Raw genomic sequence first — 17,848 nt, 5'->3', positions numbered from 1 at the left:
CACCTCTGCATTGATCTATGGACTGGGGAACGAATCCGGTATAGGCGGAATCATGACACAGTCTTTATTATCATCTTCTTAGCAGACATCAGCGAGCGCCCGAGGGACGGGCAGACTTCAAAGACGGACGGGATGGACATGACGCACAGGGACCATGGCAGCAGCCGGGGGCAATCCTCCAGGACCGGGACGGACGGAGGCGAACAGTACTTCGTGGCCCGTCCGGCCTCCCCCGACCAGCGGCGGACCATCCGGGTGGAGCTGGCCGGCCGCACCTGCCAGGTGGAGGTCTCCCACGGGGTCTTCTCGTCGGGCAGGCTTGACCTGGGCACCTCGGTTTTGCTCAAACGCGTCCCCCAGCCCCCGGTCGAGGGCGATTTTCTGGACCTGGGCTGCGGCTGGGGGCCCATCGCCCTGAGCATGGCCATCCAGTCGCCAAAGGCCAGCGTCTATGCTGTGGACACCAACCTGCGGGCCCTGGATCTGACCGCCCGCAACGCCCGGTCCCAGGGCCTTGACAGGGTGCACACGCTGACCCCGGAGCAGGTGCCGGACCATCTGTGCTTCGACCTGATATGGTCCAATCCGCCCATCCGGGTGGGCAAGACGGCCCTGCACGACCTGCTGATGACCTACCTGCCCAGACTGAAACCCCAAGGCCGGGCCTACCTGGTGGTCCAGCGCAACCTGGGCGCCGACTCCCTGATTCCCTGGCTGGCTCAGGCCCTGGGCTCCGGCTGGACGGCGGAGAAATATGCCTCGTCCAAGGGCTACCGGATCATCGAGGTGGGCCGGGCATGAGGTTCGAGTATCCCGCCGAGCTGCCCATCAGTGCGGTCAAGGAGGACATCGTCCACGCCGTGCAGTCCTCCCAGGTGGTCATCGTCTCCGGTCAGACCGGCTCGGGCAAGACCACCCAGATTCCCAAGATCCTCCTTCAGATGGGTCGTGGCGACCACGGCCACCAGATCGTGCACACCCAGCCCAGGAGGATCGCCGCCAGAACCGTGGCTGAGCGCATCGCCTCGGAGACAGGCACCAGGCTGGGTGACCAGATCGGCTACCAGGTGCGCTTCACCGACAAGTCCAGCAGGAGCACCCGCCTGCGAGTGGTCACCGACGGCATCCTCCTGGCGCAGATCCAGGGCGATCCCCAGCTACGGGCCTACGACACCATCATCATCGACGAGGCCCACGAGCGCAGCCTGAACATCGACTTTCTGCTGGGCTACCTGACCGCCCTGCTGCCCAAACGGCCCGATCTGAAGCTGATCATCACCTCGGCCACCATCGATTCGGTCAAGTTCCGGGACCACTTCGCCAAGGCCCTGCACACCCAGGTGCCCGTGCTGGAGGTCTCCGGCCGGACCTATCCGGTCCAAACCCTCTACGAGCCCGCCGGATCGGCACCTGCCCTGATGCGGCATGTACCCGGGTTCGACTCCGATGGGGAAGGCCAGGACAGGGAGGAACCGGACATCCCCAAGGCGGTGGCCCGGGCCTGCGCCGAGCTGGTCATCCACTCCACCCATGAGGACGGCCCCAGGGACATCCTGGTCTTCGCAGCCGGCGAGCGCGACATCCGTGAGTACGAAACCGCCCTGCGACGCCACTTCGGCCCGCGAACCTCCGACATGCGCCGCCCGGACGCCCTGGAGATCATCCCCCTCTTCGCCCGCCTGTCGGCCAAGGAGCAGCACCGGGTATTCGAACACCACGGCCATCAGCGTATCGTGATCGCCACCAACGTGGCGGAAACCTCCCTGACGGTACCGGGCATCCGATACGTGGTGGACCCGGGATTGGCCAGGATCAGCCGCTATTCCAAGTCGGCCAAGGTCCAGCGCCTGCCCATCGAGCCCATCTCCCAGGCCTCGGCCGATCAGCGGGCGGGCCGCTGCGGACGTGTGGCCGACGGCATCGCCATCCGCCTGTATGCCAAGGACGACTATGACACCCGTCCCAAGTTCACCGACCCGGAGATCCTGCGCACCTCCCTGGGTTCGGTCATCCTGCATATGCTCTCGGTGGGCGTGGCCCATACGGCCGAGGACGTCACCGACTTCGGCTTCATCGACCCGCCCGACACCCGAGCAGTCAGCGACGGTCTGCGGGAACTGACCGAGCTTCAGGCCATCTCCCGCCAGCAGGGCCTCATCCGGCTGACCAATCTGGGACGACGGCTGGCCAGGATCCCCATCGACATCCGTCTGGGCAGAATGATCCTGCAGGCCGGCCAGGATGCCACCCCGGACACCCTGGCCGCCGTTCTGGTGGTCGTGGCCTTCCTCTCCCTGCAGGACCCCCGCGAGCGACCTGAGGAGAAGCGCGAGGAGGCCGATCGGATCCATGCCCGCTACGAGGACCCATCCAGCGACTTCCTGACGGCCCTGAACATCTGGAACCGCTTCTTCCCGCAGGACAAGGAACCCTCCAACGGGGCCCTGCGCAAGGCCTGCAAGCAGGAGTACATGGCCTTCCTGCGCATGCGGCAGTGGCATGACCTCTACCGGCAGCTTGCCCAGATGTGCCGGGGACTGCACATGAAGGTAGGCTCCCCCGTCCCCGTCAAGGGACCGGATCAGGCCCTGCTGGCCCTGCCGATTGGGCAGCAGGCGGCACACGCCCTGGTCTGCTCCTGGGACGACCAAGGCATCCACCGGTCCATGCTGGCCGGGCTGCTCTCCAGCATGGGCATGCAGGTGGTCCACGAACCCAAGGCCTCCGATTTCGCCGGCCTGCATGGTGCCGCCCGGGCCAAGGCCATGAAGCGGGCTCGCCGGCAGGCCAAGAACGACTATCAGGGGGCGCGCGGCACGCATTTCGCCATCTTCCCCGGCTCTGCACTGGCCAAGGCCAATCCGCCCTGGATCATGGCCGCCGAGCTGGTGGAGACCTCCCGGCTCTGGGCGCGCTGCTGTGCAGCCATCGACCCCGCCTGGGCCGAGCCCCTGGCCAAGTCGCTGACCAGGACCACCTACGCCGAGCCCCATTGGTCGGCCTCCCGTGGTGCCGCGGTGGCGACCTCAAAGGTTCTGCTCTACGGCCTGCCCATCGTGCGCGACAGGACGGTCCAGTGGGCCCGCATCAACCCCGGCCAGGCCCGGGACATGCTGATACGCCAGGGCCTGGTCGAGGGTGACGTACGCGAGCGCTTCCCCCATGACGGCTTCATTCAGGCCAACAGGCAGGTGCTCAGAGAGGCCGGAGAGCGGACCAGCCGGACCCGTCAGGTGACCGGCACCGTCACCGAGGAGGACCTCTACGATTTCTACCAGGAGCGCATTCCCCAGGAGGCCACCTCCCTGGCTGCACTGGGCGCCTGGTGGCGGAAGCACCACGATGCGGACCCCCACCTGCTGGACTTCGACCCCGACAAGGTGGAGCGCCTGAACGACCAGTCCGCCTCCTACCGACCCGGGGACTACCCCGACCACTGGCACACCCTGGGCATCGACGGCCGGCCCATGGATCTGCCCCTGACCTACCGCTACCAGCCGGGAGAGCCGGACGACGGCATCACTGTCCACATCCCCCTGCACTGCCTGAACCAGCTGATGCCCGGACAGTTCAGCTGGACCGTGCCCGGTCTTCTGGACGATCTGATCACAGCCACCATCAAGTCCCTGCCCAAGGCCCTGCGGGTCCAGTTCGTCCCCGCTCCTGACGCCGCCCGGACCATCCGCGCCTGGATAGACGGCCACTATCCCCTGTTGCCCGGCGCCGATCCGGCGCCGGCAGAGCAGGCCACCTACGGGTCGGCGGACCAGCAGCATGCAGACGAAGACGAAAACAGTGCAGGAGCCATCCCCGCCGGAGGCTGGCCGGACTTCGAGCAGGCCTTCACCGCCGCAGCCATCGATACGGTCGGCGCCCAGCTGCACCCGGAGGTCTTCACCCAGGCCAGGTTGGAACGGCTACCCGACTACCTGCGCCCCACCTTCCAGGTGGAGGAGGATCGGCGCCAGGGCCACGGCCGCAAGGGCCAGGGCCACCCCAAGGTCCTGGGCCGGTCCAAGTCCCTGACCGACCTGCAGCGCGACCTGGCCGGACAGGCCCGGCAGTCGGCCCGGTCCCGGGTGGACTCCCAGGCCAGCAAGGCCGCCCGACAGGGTCAGGTGGTCAAGAGCGCCGACCTGCTCCACCAGTCCGGCGCCACCACCAAACCGCGCGAGGAACTGATCTGGCAGGCCGCCCTGGACAAGCTCCACCTGCCTGCCCAGCGGATCTCCTCACGCTGGCTGAGCCGGGAGGCCCTGATGCTGGCCTCGGCCCCCTATGCGGACACCTCCGCGCTTGCCGAGGACCTGCAGATGGCCGCTGTCAAGCGCCTGATCCCCCACACCGAAGCCGTCACCGACGACCGGACCCTGCAGGAGGCTGTGGCCGGCGTCAGCCAGGTCTACGAGGACACCGTCTATCAGGTGGCCAGGGATGTGACCGCCATTCTGGAGACCTCGGCCCAGGTGGACAAGGCCGTGTCCGGCCCGGCCGATCTTCCCCTGCTCTCGGTCCTGCAGTGGATACGCCAGCATTCTGCCAATCTGGTGGCCAAGGGCTTCATCGGCGCCGATCCGCCCTATGCCCTCCCCCGCCTGCGGACATACCTGAAGGCGGACCTGATGCGCCTGGACAAGGCCCGCAGGGACAAGGATCGTGACGTACGATGGGCATGGCAGGCGCAGACCGCCCAGGATCTGGTGGACCAGGCGGCCAAGGCGGCCCAGGCTCTGCCCGCCGGTCCCGGACGAGACCAGGCCATGGACCGTGCGCAAAGGGGACGTTGGATGATGGAGGAGTACTTTGTCTCCATCTGGGCCCAGGAGCTGGGGACGGCCATCCCCGTCAGCCTGCAAAGGATCAGGAAGGCGCTGGAAGGAAAACCATGAGCACAAGGCCATCGGGACGAGCACGCAGGGGCGGCAACGAACGCGGACGGATGACCCTCCGCCGCGCGCAGACCCTGGGGGCAGCCCTGATGGCCATAGTCCTGGTGGTCGCCCTGTGCATCCTTGCCGTCCGCTTCGTCTCCTACCGGCTGATGGTCGGCCGCGTCATCCGCCACCAGGAGCAGCTCTCCCAGGAGTACGTCTTCAATCCAGGCAGGATCATCACCGATCACCGCTTCCATGACACGGTGGACATGAACGCCGACGATGTCCAGGCCTTCCTGGACCAGAAGGGGGGATCCTGCAACGGCTCCACCTGCCTGCGCAGTCTACAGATGGATGTCCCCGACCGCCCTGGCGACGGCCTATGTGATGCCTACAAGGGCGGCAAGGGGCAGAGCGCGGCTCAGATCATCGACGGGTCAGCCCGCTCCTGCGGAATCAGTCAGAAGGTCCTCCTGACCATGCTGCAAAAGGAGCAGCACCTGGTGGCCACCGACCAGCCCCCCACCCAGGTCCAGCTCCAGTCGGCCATGGGCCTCTCCTGTCCTGACGATGCAGACTGCGACGCTCGCTACGCCGGATTCTTCAACCAGGTCTACGGTGCCGCCCACCGGTTCCGCTACTACCAGGCCCACCGGGACCAATACGGCTACCAGACCAAGGCCCTGAACGATGTGCGCTTCAGCCCCGATGCCTCCTGTGGCAGCGGCAAGGTCTACATCGAGAACGATGCCACTGCCCTGCTCTACATCTATACGCCCTACCAGCCCAACGAGGCAGCGCTGCGGGCAGGCGACGGCGAGGGCAACCGCTGCTCAAGCTATGGCAATCGCAACTTCGTCATCATCTACAACAGCTGGTTCGGCCGATCGGACCAGTGAGCCCCGGATTCAAAGCCTGGGCAGGTAGTAGGCCAGCTCGTAGGGGGTGACCTGCCGGCTGTATCCGGCCCACTCCCGGTGCTTGTTGCGCAGGAAGTACTCGAAGGTCTGCTCGCCCAGCACCTGGGCCACGAAGTCCGACTTCTCCATGACCTTGAGGGCCGCGTCCAGGCTGTCAGGCAGGGGCTCGATGCCCATGGCCTGCCGCTCGGCGTCGGTCAGCTCCCAGACGTCGTCGCTGGTGGGCTCGCCCAGGGTCATCTTCTGCTCGATCCCGTCAAGGCCCGCAGCCAGCAGCACCGAGTAGGCCAGGTAGGGGTTGGCCCCCGGATCCAGGCCGCGGAACTCCATCCTGGCCGAGTTGCCCTTGCCGGGTTTGTACTGGGGTATGCGCAGGAGGGCGGACCGGTTGTTGTGCCCCCAGCAGACGTAGCTGGGTGCCTCGGCTCCCCCCCAGAGCCGCTTGTAGGAGTTGACGTACTGGTCGGTCACCGCGCAGATCTCGGCCGCATGGGCCAGAATGCCGGCGGCGAACTGCCGGGCCGTCTGGGACATGTTGAACTCCTGGCCCACCTCGTAGAAGGCATTGGTGTCCCCCTCGAACAGGCTCAGATGGGTGTGCATGCCCGACCCCGGCTTGTCGGTGAAGGGCTTGGGCATGAAGCTGGCGTAGATCCCCCGCTCCAGGGAAATCTCCTTGACCACGGTCCGGAAGGTCATGATGTTGTCGGAGGTGGTCAGGGCGTCGGCATAGCGCAGGTCGATCTCGTTCTGCCCCGGTCCGGCCTCATGGTGGGAGTACTCCACCGAGATGCCCATCTGCTCCAGCATGTTGACGCAGGCCCGGCGGAAGTCCATCCCCGGGCTGCGGGGCACATGGTCGAAGTAGCCGCCCTCGTCGATGGGGGTCGGAACCTGGGACCAGTCATCCTGATTCTCGAACAGGTAGAATTCGATCTCCGGATGGGTGTAGAAGATGAAGCCCTTCTCCTTGGCCTTGGCCAGGGCACGCTTGAGCACATGCCTGGGGTCACCGCTGCTGGGCTCGCCGTCCGGTGTGAGCACGTCGCAGAAGATCCGCGCCGTACCCTGGGGTCCGCCCCTCCAGGGAAGTATCTGGAAGGTGGACGGGTCGGGCTTGACGATCATGTCATCCTCGGAGACCCTGGTCATACCCTCGATGGCCGAGCCGTCAAAGCCCAGTCCCTCCTCGAAGGCGACCTCCAACTCGGTGGGCGCTATGGCCACCGACTTCAGGGTGCCCAAGACGTCGGTGAACCAGAGACGAATGAACCGGACATCGCGCTCCTCGACAGTGCGCAGCGCGAACTCCTCTTGCTTATCCATAGAGCCTATGCTCCCATTCCTATATTTCACAGATTTGCTTATAGCGTTAACAATGCCCCGAGACCAGGTCCAGCGCCTGCTCCAGGGTGAAGGCCCCCTCATAGAGGGACTTGCCCAGGATGGCGCTGTCCACGCCCCGATCGGCCAGATCCAGGATCCGGCTCAGGTCATCGAGGCTGGATATACCTCCCGAGGCGGTCACCTTGGCCGGAGTCCGGTCAGCCACCTGTCCCAGCAGATCCAGGTTGGGACCGGTCATCATCCCGTCGCGTGTCACATCGGTGACCACGTACCGGCTGCACCCGTCACGGTCCAGTCGCTCCATGGCCTCGAAAAGGTCCCCGCCCTGTCTGGTCCAGCCCCGGGCGGCCAGGGTGTGTCCGCGCACGTCCAGACCCACGCAGACCCGCTCGCCGTATCGATCCAGGACCTGGCTGGTCCACTCCGGGTTCTCCAGGGCCGCCGTGCCGATGTTGACCCGGGTGGCGCCGGCATCCAGGGCTGCCTCCAGACTGGCGTCGTCGCGGATGCCGCCACTGAGCTCCACCTTGACGCGATCGCCCAGCTGGTTGACCAGGGCGGCCAGCTTGTCTCGGTTGTCGCCCGTGCCGAAGGCCGCATCCAGGTCGACCAGGTGGAGCCACCCGGCACCCTGGTCCACCCAGGCCTTGGCTGCATCGGCAGGCTCCCCGTAGACCTTTTCGGAACCGGAGATCCCCTGCTTCAGACGGACCGCCTTTCCGTCACGGACGTCGACAGCGGGTAGGAGCGTCAGCATCTCATTCACCTTTCTCGCAAGGGAGTCCGGAAGCCCCGGGAAGGGCCCTCACCCAATTGGTCAGCAACCGTGCCCCGGCCTGTCCGGACTTTTCAGGATGGAACTGGGTGGCGCTCAAGGGACCGCATTCATAGGCGGCCACGAACCTGCTGCGTCCATAGGTGGCCCAGGTAACCAGCGGTTCACCGAAAGAGGCGCCCTGTGAGGTTTTGTCCGACCCTGGCCGGAATGACCCTGGCCGGCTGTCACCATGTTCTTTGAATGCTGATACCCGCAGGCACAGATTGGGCTGCGTCCCGCTGACCCGGTCATCCCCCTGCGCAGCCATGGCGGCATAGGAGTGGACGAAGTAGAAACGCTGGTCCTGGACCCCTGCCAGGAGTCGTGTTCCCTGAGGCGCCTGGACATGGTCCCAGCCCATATGGGGCACCACATCGGCATCCAGCTTGGTCACACGACCGGGGATCAGGTCCAGACCAGGCTCGCTGCGGCCGTCCTCGTCCCCGAACTGGAACATGACCTGGAGGCCTATGCAGACCCCCAGAACCGGCAGTCCCTGGGCCAGACGATCCAGGATGATGCGGTCGCCGCCCACGGCGCGCAACCCCGCCATGCAGGCCCCATAGGCTCCCACACCTGGAATGACCAGGCCGTCGGCCTTCATGGCCAGGTCCGGGTCGGCGCTGATCTGCGCATCGACCCCCAGCTGGGAGAGGGCATGCACCATGGATCTGACATTGCCGAACCCATAGTCAAGCACCTGTATCCGGGTCATGTTCCTCCTAGCCAAGCCTCTTGCCTGAACTTCTACTCGACTCGATTACTCGACGCGGCCTTGGCGAGTCGATCCGCCGGCACCGAACCTGGTGTGCGAGGCGATGATGCCCATGGCCTTCTCGCGGTTGTACTCCCCCGAGTCGAAGACGGCGGCCCCGTCCTGGCGCAGCCTGTCCACAGTGGTGGTCCCGATCATCAGGTCCTCCACGAAGTCGGCGGTGGCGGCAAAGAGGATGGGCGGCGCAAGCGTCTGCCCCGACCTCCCGCTGATCCAGAGGGTCACCTCGAGCTTGTCGGCCCGGTTGACCGCCAGGATGGCGCTGAGCCCGGATACGACCGTGGTCAGATCGCGGATGGCTGCCTCGGGTCCGTCCCCGTCCAGGTTTCTCAGGACGGCCACGGCACCCTCACGGGCCTGGATGCACCAGGCGGAAATGTCGGAGATCTGGCAGAAGGCCGCCAGAAGCTCCGCCGAAGCCAGACGGGTCACCATGACGGCGGCCTTGGCCCGGTTGCCGATCAGGCCTTCCAGCTCCTGATCGAAGTCAGCCTCAACGCCATCAGCCCCGTCCGGTTCCGCTGACGATTGGTCAGCAGACTCGGAATTCAGCCCAGCCTCGTCGTCCACGCTCGATTCGGAGTGCTCAACCGGCCGATCCGCTTGGTCCTGGTCCTGATTGAACTCAGCCTCAAAGCTGGCCAGGGCCCGCTCGACCTCCTCCTCGCTCAGATGATGGCCGGAATCCGGCAGGTTCTGATCCTTGTTGTCGTGTTCATCAGTGCTCATAGCGACCCCTTGGTGCTGGGGATGCCCTTCACCCTGGGATCAGGCTCCACGGCGAAACGCAGAGCCCTGGCCAGGGCCTTGAATTCAGCCTCGGCGATGTGATGCGGATCCCTGCCCGACAAGAGGGTCAGGTGCAGGCAGATGCCGGCGTGCAGGGCGATGGACTCCATGACGTGCCTGACCAGGGAACCGGTGAAGTGCCCGCCGATCATGGCGTACTCGAACCCCTCCGGCTCACCGGTGCAGACCGCATAGGGCCTGCCGGAAATATCGACCACGGCTCGGGCAAGTGCCTCGTCCAGGGGAACGGTTGCATCGGCGAAGCGCTTGATGCCCCGCTTGTCCCCCAGGGCCTGGGCCAGGGCCTCGCCAAAGACGATGGCCACGTCCTCGACGGTGTGGTGGACGTCGATCTGGGTGTCCCCGCTGGCCTTGATGGTCAGGTCGATCAGGGAATGCCTGCCCAGGGCCGTCATCATATGGTCATAGAAGGGAACCGAGGTGTCGATATCGGTCACTCCGGTGCCATCCAGGTCCAGACTCAGGCTCACCTTGGATTCACTGGTCTGGCGGGTGATGGTGGCTGTTCTGCCTGCCATTGCTGCTCCTCCGCTTTCTTGCCGCGCACTCCAGTCCGCACTGTGGCTCCTGCACGGCGTCTAGACCACCAGCATAGCCGTGCCGCTGGTCTGCATCCTCCTAGAACCGCTTGAGGACATGGACCAGGGTTTGCCGGAATCGCTCCATCTCCTCGTCCGTGCCCATGCAGACCCTCAGATACCCTTGGGGACCCACGGCCCGGATCAGCACGCCTTCATCCTTCATGGCCTCGAAAACGGCATCCCGGTCGGGGAAGATGCCGAAGAGGATGAAGTTGGAGGCCGAGGGGACCACGGTCAAGGGTCGGCCGTGGAACTGCTGCCCGGCCAGCCACTCGGCGGTCTCCCGACGGGTCTGGCGGAGCTGATCCACACGAGCCAGCTGGAGGTCGGTGTGTTCCAGGGCAGCCAGGGCCGCAGCCTGGGTCAGCGCGCTCAGGTGGTAGGGCATCCGGACGATACGGACCGCGTCGATTATTCCCTGGGATGCAGCCAGGTAGCCCACCCTGGCGCCGGCGAAAGCGAAGGCCTTGGACATGGTCCGGCTGACGGCCAGGTGGTCGTACTGCCCGATCAGGCTGACCGCCGAGGGCGTACCCGGGTCTCGGAACTCGATGTAGGCCTCGTCCACGACCACGATGGGCCGGGCGGACGGATCCGCGCCCGCTACAGGGACCTGGGAGCAGGCCTCCAGGAGCCTGGTCAGCTGATCCATGGGCAGGGGCGTCCCAGTGGGATTGTTGGGGCTGGTCACCAGGACCATAGCTGGCCTCAAAGCCTTGATGCGCTCGATGGTCGTTTCAACATCCAGGCTGAAATCGGGCAGCCGATGGGCCAGCTCCCAGTCGGTGAAGGTATCCCGGGCGTACTCGGGATACATGGAGTAGGTCGGGTCGCAGCCCAGGGCCGTCCTGCCCGACCCACCGAAGGCCTGGAAGAGCTGGAGCATGATCTCATTGGACCCGTTGGCCGCCCAGAGCTGCCCGGGTTGGAGCGAGGTCCCCGACTCCTTCTTCAGGTAGGCAGCCAGGGCCCGCCGCAGTTCCTCATGTTCCCTGTCCGGATAGCGGTTGAGGCCGGGGGCCACCAGGCGCACGCGCTGGCAGATGGCATCGACCACCTCCTGGTCCAGGGGATAGGGGTTCTCGTTGACGTTCAGGCAGACCGGGACATCCAGCTGGGGGGCGCCGTAGGGCTCCTCCCCCACCAGGTCCGCACGGAGGGGAAGATCGGCTGGTATGGCACTCACCGCAGACCGGCCTTCTCTTCGTTGGCTTCCAGGTCGGCCTTGTCGTAGGGGTCGTCCAGGAATCTGCTCAGGACGCACTCGCCATGGGCGGGCAGGTCCTCGGATACCGCGAAATCATTGATCTTGGCAGCGATGGGCTTGAGCCCCTCCTGGTCGTACTCAATGACTTCGACAGGCTTCATGAAGGTGTGGACTCCCAGGGCCACGTCGAAGCGGGCGGTTCCGCCGGTGGGAAGGACGTGGTTGGACCCGGCCATGTAGTCGCCCAGGGGCACAGGAGAGTAAGGGCCGCGGAAGATGGCTCCGGCGTTTCGAATCCGGTCGATGACGGCGTCAGGATCGGCCGTCTGAACCTCCAGGTGCTCGGCGGCATAGGCATTGGCCACGTCGATGGACTGGTCGATCCCGTCGGTCAGGATGATTCCCGACTGGTTGCCACCCAGAGATGTGCACACCCGGTCGGCGTGTTCGGTCCGAGGCACCCTGCGCTCCAGAGCCTCCTGAACGCCCTGGGCCAAGTCCTGGCTGTCGGTGATCAGCACCGAGCCGGCAAGCTCGTCATGCTCGGCCTGGCCGATCAGGTCTGCGGCAACCCAGTCGGAGTTGGCCTGACCGTCGGCAAGAATGGCGATTTCCGTGGGTCCGGCCACAGCGTCGATGCCCACCATGCCGGAGACCATCTGCTTGGCTGTCGCCACAAAGATGTTGCCAGGGCCGGTGATCTTGTCGACCGGGTCGCAGAGAATCTCCCCGTCCTGAGGCTCGGATCCCTTGGCCCCGTAAGCGAACATGGCCACAGCCTGGGCGCCGCCCACGGCATAGACCTCGTCCACCCCCAGGATGGCGCAGGTAGCCAGGATGATGGCCGCTGGCAGACCGCGGGGGTCGTCGGATGCGGGCGGCGTGGCCACGGCCAGGGAATCAACGCCGGCAATCTGGGCGGGGACCGCGTTCATGATGACCGAGGAAGGGTACAGGGCCTTGCCTCCCGGCACGTAGAGGCCTACGCGTTCGATCGGGATCCACCGCTCGCTGACCCGGGCGCCGGGTGCCAGGTCGGTGGCCATGGGCTTGGGCACCTGGGTGGTGCAGACCTTACGGATGCGGGTGACGGACTCCTCTATCGCCGCCCTGACCTTGGAATCCAGCCCATCCAAGGCCTCCTGCATGGCCGATGCCGGAACCCTAAGATCATGGGGACGCACATGATCGAACTTCTCCTCCAGGTCGCGCAGGGCCGCAGCCCCGTGCTTGCGCACCTGGTCCAGTATGGGCTGCACCTGGGCGCTGGCCTCCCGGGTACCCATATCGGCCCGGGGCATGGCAGCCAGGAGTTGGGCGCGGGACATGGTCTTCCCGCGCAGATCCATGGTTCTCATCATGAGCTTTGACATACTTTGATGGTAGTGAACTTTTGTGTCGCCAAAGCCAGCGACTCACCGCCGTCCCAAATGGTGAGACGGTTCCGGACGCGTCCTAGGCCGACGGCAGGCAGGAGGGCCCGAAGACCGATTTGATCTCGGCCATCATGGAGGTGTCGTGCCTGGTGCGGAAGCCGTCGCCAAAGGTCAGCAGGCGCACATTGCCCCGGTCGTCGGTGACGGCCAGACGGACCTGGCAGTAGCCGGGGTGGGACTTGAGTATCCGGGCCAGCCGCTCCATGTGCCCCCGATCCAGGGCCTGCCTGGGCAGGGTGATGGTCAGAGGCCGCTCGTCCGCCGACTCCAGGACGGGCACCTCCATATCGTTGACGCGGATATTGGTGGCCTCGTCCCGCAGCTCGACCACACCCCTGACCCGGATGACCGAGTCCAGGACCAGGTCGTCGGAGTGGGCATCGTAGACCTTGCCGAAGAACATGCACTGGATGGAGCTCTCCAGGTCCTCGATGGTGACGATGGCCCAGGGATTGCCCTTCTTGGAGACCCGCCGGTCCACTGCAGTGACCAGCCCGGCCAGGGTCACCGCCTTGCCGTCCATGCCCTTGGACCGGTTGAGCAGCTGGGCGATGGACATGTCGCGCATGCCGGCCAGAACCGAGGTCATGCCGCTCAGCGGGTGGTCGGACACATACAGGCCCAGCATCTGCCGCTCGAAGTTGAGCTTGGTGGACTTGTCCCACTCGTCGATGTCGGGCACGGTCACCTGGGCATCGCCCAGTGCGTCCTGTTGGGGCTGGTCGTCATCGGCATCGGCGAAGAGGTCGAACTGGCCCTCGGCCTGCTTGCGCTTGATGGGCATGACCTGATCGACGGCCTCGTCGTGGATCTGGAAGAGGGCCCTCCGGTTGGGGTCGATGCTGTCGAAGGCGCCGCCCTTGATCAGGGATTCCACGGTTCGCTTGTTGAGCACCTCCATGGGCACCCGCTTGACGAAGTCCATGAAGTTGACGTACTTGCCCCGGGGCCCCTGGCGCTCCTTGATGATGTCCGCCACCACCTTGTCGCCCACATTGCGGATGGCGCCCAGGCCGAAGCGGACCACGTCGCCGACAGCGGAGTACTCGGACACGGACTCGTTGATGTCGGGCGCCAGGATGCGGATGCCCATCCTCCTGGCCTCGCCCAGGTAGAGGGCGGTCTTGTCCTTGTTGGTCCGCTCGTTCTGCAACAGGGCGGCCATGAACTCCACCGGATAGTGGGTCTTCAGGTAGGCGGTCCAGTATGCAATCAGGGCGTAGGCCGCCGAGTGCGCCTTGTTGAAGGCGTAGCCGGAGAAGGGCACTAGGACGTCCCAGACCGCCTGGGCGGCCTCCTGGGAGTAGCCATGCGCCTTCATGCCCTCGAAGAAGGGCACCTGCTCCTTGGCCAGGACGTCGGGCTTCTTCTTGCCCATGGCCCTTCGCAGCACATCGGCTCGGCCCAGTGAGTAACCGGCCAGAATCCGGGCTGCGGACTGGACCTGCTCCTGGTAGACGATCAGGCCGTAGGTCTCATCAAGCACACCCGCCAGGGGCTTGGCCACCTCGGGGTGGATGGGCTCGATCTTCTGCAGCCCGTTCTTGCGCTTGGCATAGTTGATGTGCGAGTTCATATCCATGGGCCCCGGCCGGTAAAGGGCGATCAGGGCGGAGATGTCGTTGAAGTTGTCGGGCTTGAGCATGCGCAGCAGGGATCGCATACCGTCGCCATCGAGCTGGAAGACACCCAGGGTGTCGCCCCTGGACAGCAGCTGGTAGGTCTCCTTGTCGTCCAGGGGGACCTTCTCGATACTGATGGGCTCCTTGCCGTTGCGCTTGATGTTGTTGACCGTGTCCCTGATGACCGTGAGGTTGGACAGCCCCAGGAAGTCCATCTTGACCAGCCCCAGGGTCTCGCAGGTGTGGTACTCGAAGGTGGTGGTCACCGTGCCGTCGGTGCGCTCCATCAAGGGCGAGGTATTGGTGATTGGGTTGGAGGCCATGATGGTGGCGCAGGCGTGCACGCCGGTCTGGCGGATGATGCCCTCGATGCCCTTGGCCTCCTCGGTGATCCGCTTGACGTCCGGGTTGGACTCGTACAGGTCGCGGAACTCCTTGGCCTCCGGGTAACGCTTGGACCGGGGATCGAAGATCTCCTTGAGACTCATGTCCTTGCCGTTGACCGTGGGCGGCAGGGCCTTGGTGACCTGGTCGCCCACGGAGTACTCGTAGTCCATGATCCTGGCCGAGTCCTTCAGGGCCTGCTTGGTCTTGATGGTGCCGTAGGTCACGCACTGGGCCACCTTGTCGGAGCCGTACTTGCGGCCCACATAGTCCAGGACCTTCATGCGCCCCTCGGGGTCGAAGTCCACGTCGATATCGGGTAGGGAGACGCGCTCGGGGTTGAGGAAGCGCTCGAAGATCAGGCCGTGCTTGAGCGGGTCCAGCTCGGTGATGCCCATGGCGTAGGCCACCATGGATCCTGCAGCCGATCCACGGCCCGGACCCACCATGATTCCGTGGTTCTTGGCCCAGTTGATGTAATCGGCCACCACCAGGAAGTATCCGGTGAACTGCATCTGGCAGATGACCCCGCACTCGTAGTCGGCCTGGTGGGAGACCTCCTCGGGCACCCCGTCCGGGTAGCGGTTCTTCAGCCCCTCGTCCACCTTCTTCAGGAAGAGGGAGGTCTCGTCCCAGCCCTCCGGGCAGTCGAAACGGGGCATGAAGGCCCCGTCCTCGTGGTCGTCGAACATGACGTTGCAGCGTTCCGCGATCTCCAGTGTGTTGTCGCAGGCTTCGGGGAACTCCTTGAAGATCTCACGCATCTCCTGGGCCGAGCGGATGTAGTAGCCGGTGCCGTCGAACTTGAAGCGTCCAGGGTCGGTCAGCCGGGACCCCGAGTTGATGCAGAGCAGGGCGTCCTGGGCCGAGGCATCCTCCTTGCGCACATAGTGCGAGTCGTTGGTGGCCACCAGGGGGGCATCCAGACGACGGGCGATCTCCAGCAGATCCTTGGTCACCCGATGCTCGATCTCCAGCCCGTGGTCCATCAGCTCCACGTAATAGTTCTCCTTGCCGAAGATGTCCTGGAACTCCCCGGCGGCCCGCAGCGCCTCGTCGAACTGGCCCAGCCTCAGCCTGGTCTGGACAATGCCCGAGGGGCAGCCGGTGGTGGCGATGACCCCCTTGTGGTAGGTGGACAGCAGGTCCTTGTCCATGCGGGGCCACTTGCCGACCAGGCCCTCCAGGTTGGCCACCGAGGAGGCCTTGATCAGGTTGACCAGGCCCGTATCGTCGCTGGCCCAGAGGGTCATGTGGGTGATGAAGCCGCCGCCGGAGACATCGTCCGAACGCTGCTCGTCGGTTCCCCAGTGGACCCGGCTCTTGTCCTGGCGGGCCGTCTCAGGGGTCACATAGGCCTCGATGCCGATGATGGGCTTGATGTCGGAGTCCACGGCCGTCCGCCAAAGCTCGTAGGCCCCGTGCATGTTGCCGTGGTCGGTGATGGCCACGGCCGGCTGTCCCAGACGTCCCACCTCGGCGACCAGGTCGGGGATCCTGCTGGCCCCGTCCAGGGTGGAATAGTGGGTGTGGGTGTGAAGGTGAACGAAGTCTGACCGGGTTGAGGACATATCTCCAACTTACCCAGGACCCTGGCCGAATCGCCGGAGTCCGCTAGCTGCGTATACCGGAGGCGCTCTGACGCTCGATCTGCAGGGAGCGGCGCAGATCAGCCGGATAGGAGGAGACCACCTTGGTCCAGATCTTGGTACGGGGATGGCGGAATTCCAGGCGCATGGCGTGCAGCCACTGCCGCTTCAGGCCCAGCCGCTCCGCCAGGTCGGGGTTGGCCCCATACATGTGGTCGCCCACCAGGGGATGGCCTATGGAGGAGAAGTGCACGCGTATCTGATGGGTGCGTCCGGTCTCCAGATTGACGCTGACCAGGGTGGCCGAGCCGAAGCGCTCCAGCACATCCCAGTGGGTGATGGCCTCCTTGCCGGCAGGGGTGACCGTGAAGCGGAAGTCCGAGACACGTGCCCGGCCAATGGGGGCCTCGATGGTGGCCTTGTCCTCGGTAAGATTGCCCTGGACCAGGGCGTGGTAGATCTTGACCACCTCATGCCGCGCGAACTGCCGGCGCATCTCCTTGTAGGCCAGGTCGGACTTGCAGACCAGCATGAGGCCGCTGGTGCCCGCGTCCAGGCGGGAGACGATGCCCTGACGGCCCTGGGCCCCCATGGAGGTGATGTGGGTGCCCCGCTGCAGGAGGCTGCCCAGAACGGTTGGGCCGGTCCAGCCTATGGAGGGATGCGCCGCCACCCCCACCGGCTTGTCCACGACGACCACGTCCTCGTCCTCGTAAACCACGGGCATGTCCTCGGCCACCGGCTCCACCTGTTTGGCTGGCTCGGGCTCGTCCAACTCTATCAGATCGCCGCTCATCAGTGTGGTGGCCTTGTTCACCCGACGGCCCATGATCCGCACATGGCCCTGGGCCACCAGGTCGCTGGCCTTGGCCCTGGACAGGCCCAGCATCTTGGACAGGGCCATGTCCAGGCGCCGACCCACCAGGGCATCCGGCGCAGGAAGAAGCCGGGTCACTTGGCCGCTCCCCCATGTTCTGGCCTCTCGGGCCGGTCACTGAACCGCACATTGCAGAAAATGAGCACCACCACGGCCACGCCTGCCAGGGTCAGATAGATATCGGCCACATTGCCCACCGACCAGCCGTAGTCCAGAAAGTCGACCACGGCACCGTCAAGGAAGCCCGATGCATAGGCCACCCTGTCGATCAGATTGCCTGCCGCCCCGGAGAAAGCCAGGGAGAGTACCAGGGTCCAGACCATGGAGGTGGTGCGCAGAGCCAGAACGATAATGAGCAGACAGGCTGCCAGGGCAATCAGGGATATGATCCAGGTACTACCCGATCCCAATCCAAGCGAAGCCCCGGGGTTGCGTACCAGACGCAGTCCGCGCAGCGGTCCAGGAAGAGCCACCCTGACACCGTTGCCCAGCCGGGCCAGGGCCAGGGCCTTGGTCACCTGGTCCAAGGCTATGGCCACTGCCGCCAGAGCGACGAAGACGGCCACGCGCCCGCGCAGCCGTCCCTTGTGTATGTTCTTCGTCATTACC

13 protein-coding genes are annotated in these 17,848 nt (G+C 65.3%); 3 read left to right on the top strand and 10 right to left on the bottom strand.

The window, feature by feature from the left end; translation table 11 throughout:
* Positions 1-138: 138 nt before the first annotated feature.
* The 3 genes from JF70_RS02560 to JF70_RS02550 are packed head-to-tail and all read left to right on the top strand — an operon-like array spanning position 139 to position 5,773.
* A complete protein-coding gene (locus tag JF70_RS02560) occupies positions 139-801 on the top strand; it encodes a class I SAM-dependent methyltransferase (RefSeq protein ID WP_045936048.1) in 663 nt (220 codons plus the stop codon).
* On the top strand, positions 798-4,889 hold the full coding sequence (gene hrpA / locus JF70_RS02555) for an ATP-dependent RNA helicase HrpA (RefSeq protein WP_045935177.1): 4,092 nt from the start codon (positions 798-800) through the stop codon (positions 4,887-4,889). Before JF70_RS02560 ends, hrpA begins: the two co-directional genes overlap by 4 nt.
* Positions 4,886-5,773 carry a hemagglutinin gene (locus tag JF70_RS02550; protein WP_156149568.1) on the top strand — a complete coding sequence of 296 codons (888 nt, stop codon included), beginning with the start codon at positions 4,886-4,888 and terminating at the stop codon, positions 5,771-5,773. Before hrpA ends, JF70_RS02550 begins: the two co-directional genes overlap by 4 nt.
* 9 nt (positions 5,774-5,782) lie before the next feature.
* Here the strand turns inward: JF70_RS02550 and glnA are convergent, their stop codons facing one another.
* From glnA to JF70_RS02500, 10 genes are all read right to left on the bottom strand, one after another.
* A complete protein-coding gene (gene glnA, locus JF70_RS02545) occupies positions 5,783-7,120 on the bottom strand; it encodes a type I glutamate--ammonia ligase (protein ID WP_045935176.1) in 1,338 nt (445 codons plus the stop codon).
* Between the two features lie 46 nt (positions 7,121-7,166).
* Positions 7,167-7,898: a bifunctional 1-(5-phosphoribosyl)-5-((5-phosphoribosylamino)methylideneamino)imidazole-4-carboxamide isomerase/phosphoribosylanthranilate isomerase PriA gene (gene priA, locus JF70_RS02540; protein ID WP_045935175.1), complete on the bottom strand. Its 732-nt coding sequence runs from the start codon at positions 7,896-7,898 to the stop codon at positions 7,167-7,169.
* Between the two features lies 1 nt (position 7,899).
* Complete coding sequence (hisH, locus tag JF70_RS02535; RefSeq protein WP_045935174.1) at positions 7,900-8,673, bottom strand: imidazole glycerol phosphate synthase subunit HisH; 774 nt, start codon at positions 8,671-8,673, stop codon at positions 7,900-7,902.
* Between the two features lie 45 nt (positions 8,674-8,718).
* A complete protein-coding gene (locus JF70_RS02530) occupies positions 8,719-9,462 on the bottom strand; it encodes a hypothetical protein (RefSeq protein WP_045935173.1) in 744 nt (247 codons plus the stop codon).
* Positions 9,459-10,061: an imidazoleglycerol-phosphate dehydratase HisB gene (gene hisB, locus JF70_RS02525; protein WP_024627238.1), complete on the bottom strand. Its 603-nt coding sequence runs from the start codon at positions 10,059-10,061 to the stop codon at positions 9,459-9,461. The genes JF70_RS02530 and hisB overlap by 4 nt, the downstream gene beginning before the upstream one ends.
* A gap of 100 nt (positions 10,062-10,161) precedes the next feature.
* Positions 10,162-11,310 carry a histidinol-phosphate transaminase gene (locus JF70_RS02520; RefSeq protein ID WP_045935172.1) on the bottom strand — a complete coding sequence of 383 codons (1,149 nt, stop codon included), beginning with the start codon at positions 11,308-11,310 and terminating at the stop codon, positions 10,162-10,164.
* Positions 11,307-12,704 carry a histidinol dehydrogenase gene (gene hisD / locus JF70_RS02515; protein WP_045935171.1) on the bottom strand — a complete coding sequence of 466 codons (1,398 nt, stop codon included), beginning with the start codon at positions 12,702-12,704 and terminating at the stop codon, positions 11,307-11,309. Before hisD ends, JF70_RS02520 begins: the two co-directional genes overlap by 4 nt.
* A gap of 82 nt (positions 12,705-12,786) precedes the next feature.
* Positions 12,787-16,344: a DNA polymerase III subunit alpha gene (dnaE, locus tag JF70_RS02510; RefSeq protein WP_045935170.1), complete on the bottom strand. Its 3,558-nt coding sequence runs from the start codon at positions 16,342-16,344 to the stop codon at positions 12,787-12,789.
* Between the two features lie 43 nt (positions 16,345-16,387).
* Complete coding sequence (locus tag JF70_RS02505; protein WP_045935169.1) at positions 16,388-17,317, bottom strand: RluA family pseudouridine synthase; 930 nt, start codon at positions 17,315-17,317, stop codon at positions 16,388-16,390.
* Entirely contained in the window at positions 17,314-17,844 is a 531-nt protein-coding gene (locus tag JF70_RS02500; RefSeq protein ID WP_045935168.1) for a signal peptidase II, read from the bottom strand. Before JF70_RS02500 ends, JF70_RS02505 begins: the two co-directional genes overlap by 4 nt.
* Positions 17,845-17,848 lie beyond the last annotated feature (4 nt).

Origin of the sequence: Bifidobacterium mellis, from assembly GCF_000967265.1 — a bacterium.
GTDB classification, from domain to species: Bacteria; Actinomycetota; Actinomycetes; order Actinomycetales; family Bifidobacteriaceae; genus Bombiscardovia; species Bombiscardovia mellis.
Note: the sequence above shows the minus strand (reverse complement) of the source record. Positions and strands in the feature narration are given on the sequence as shown.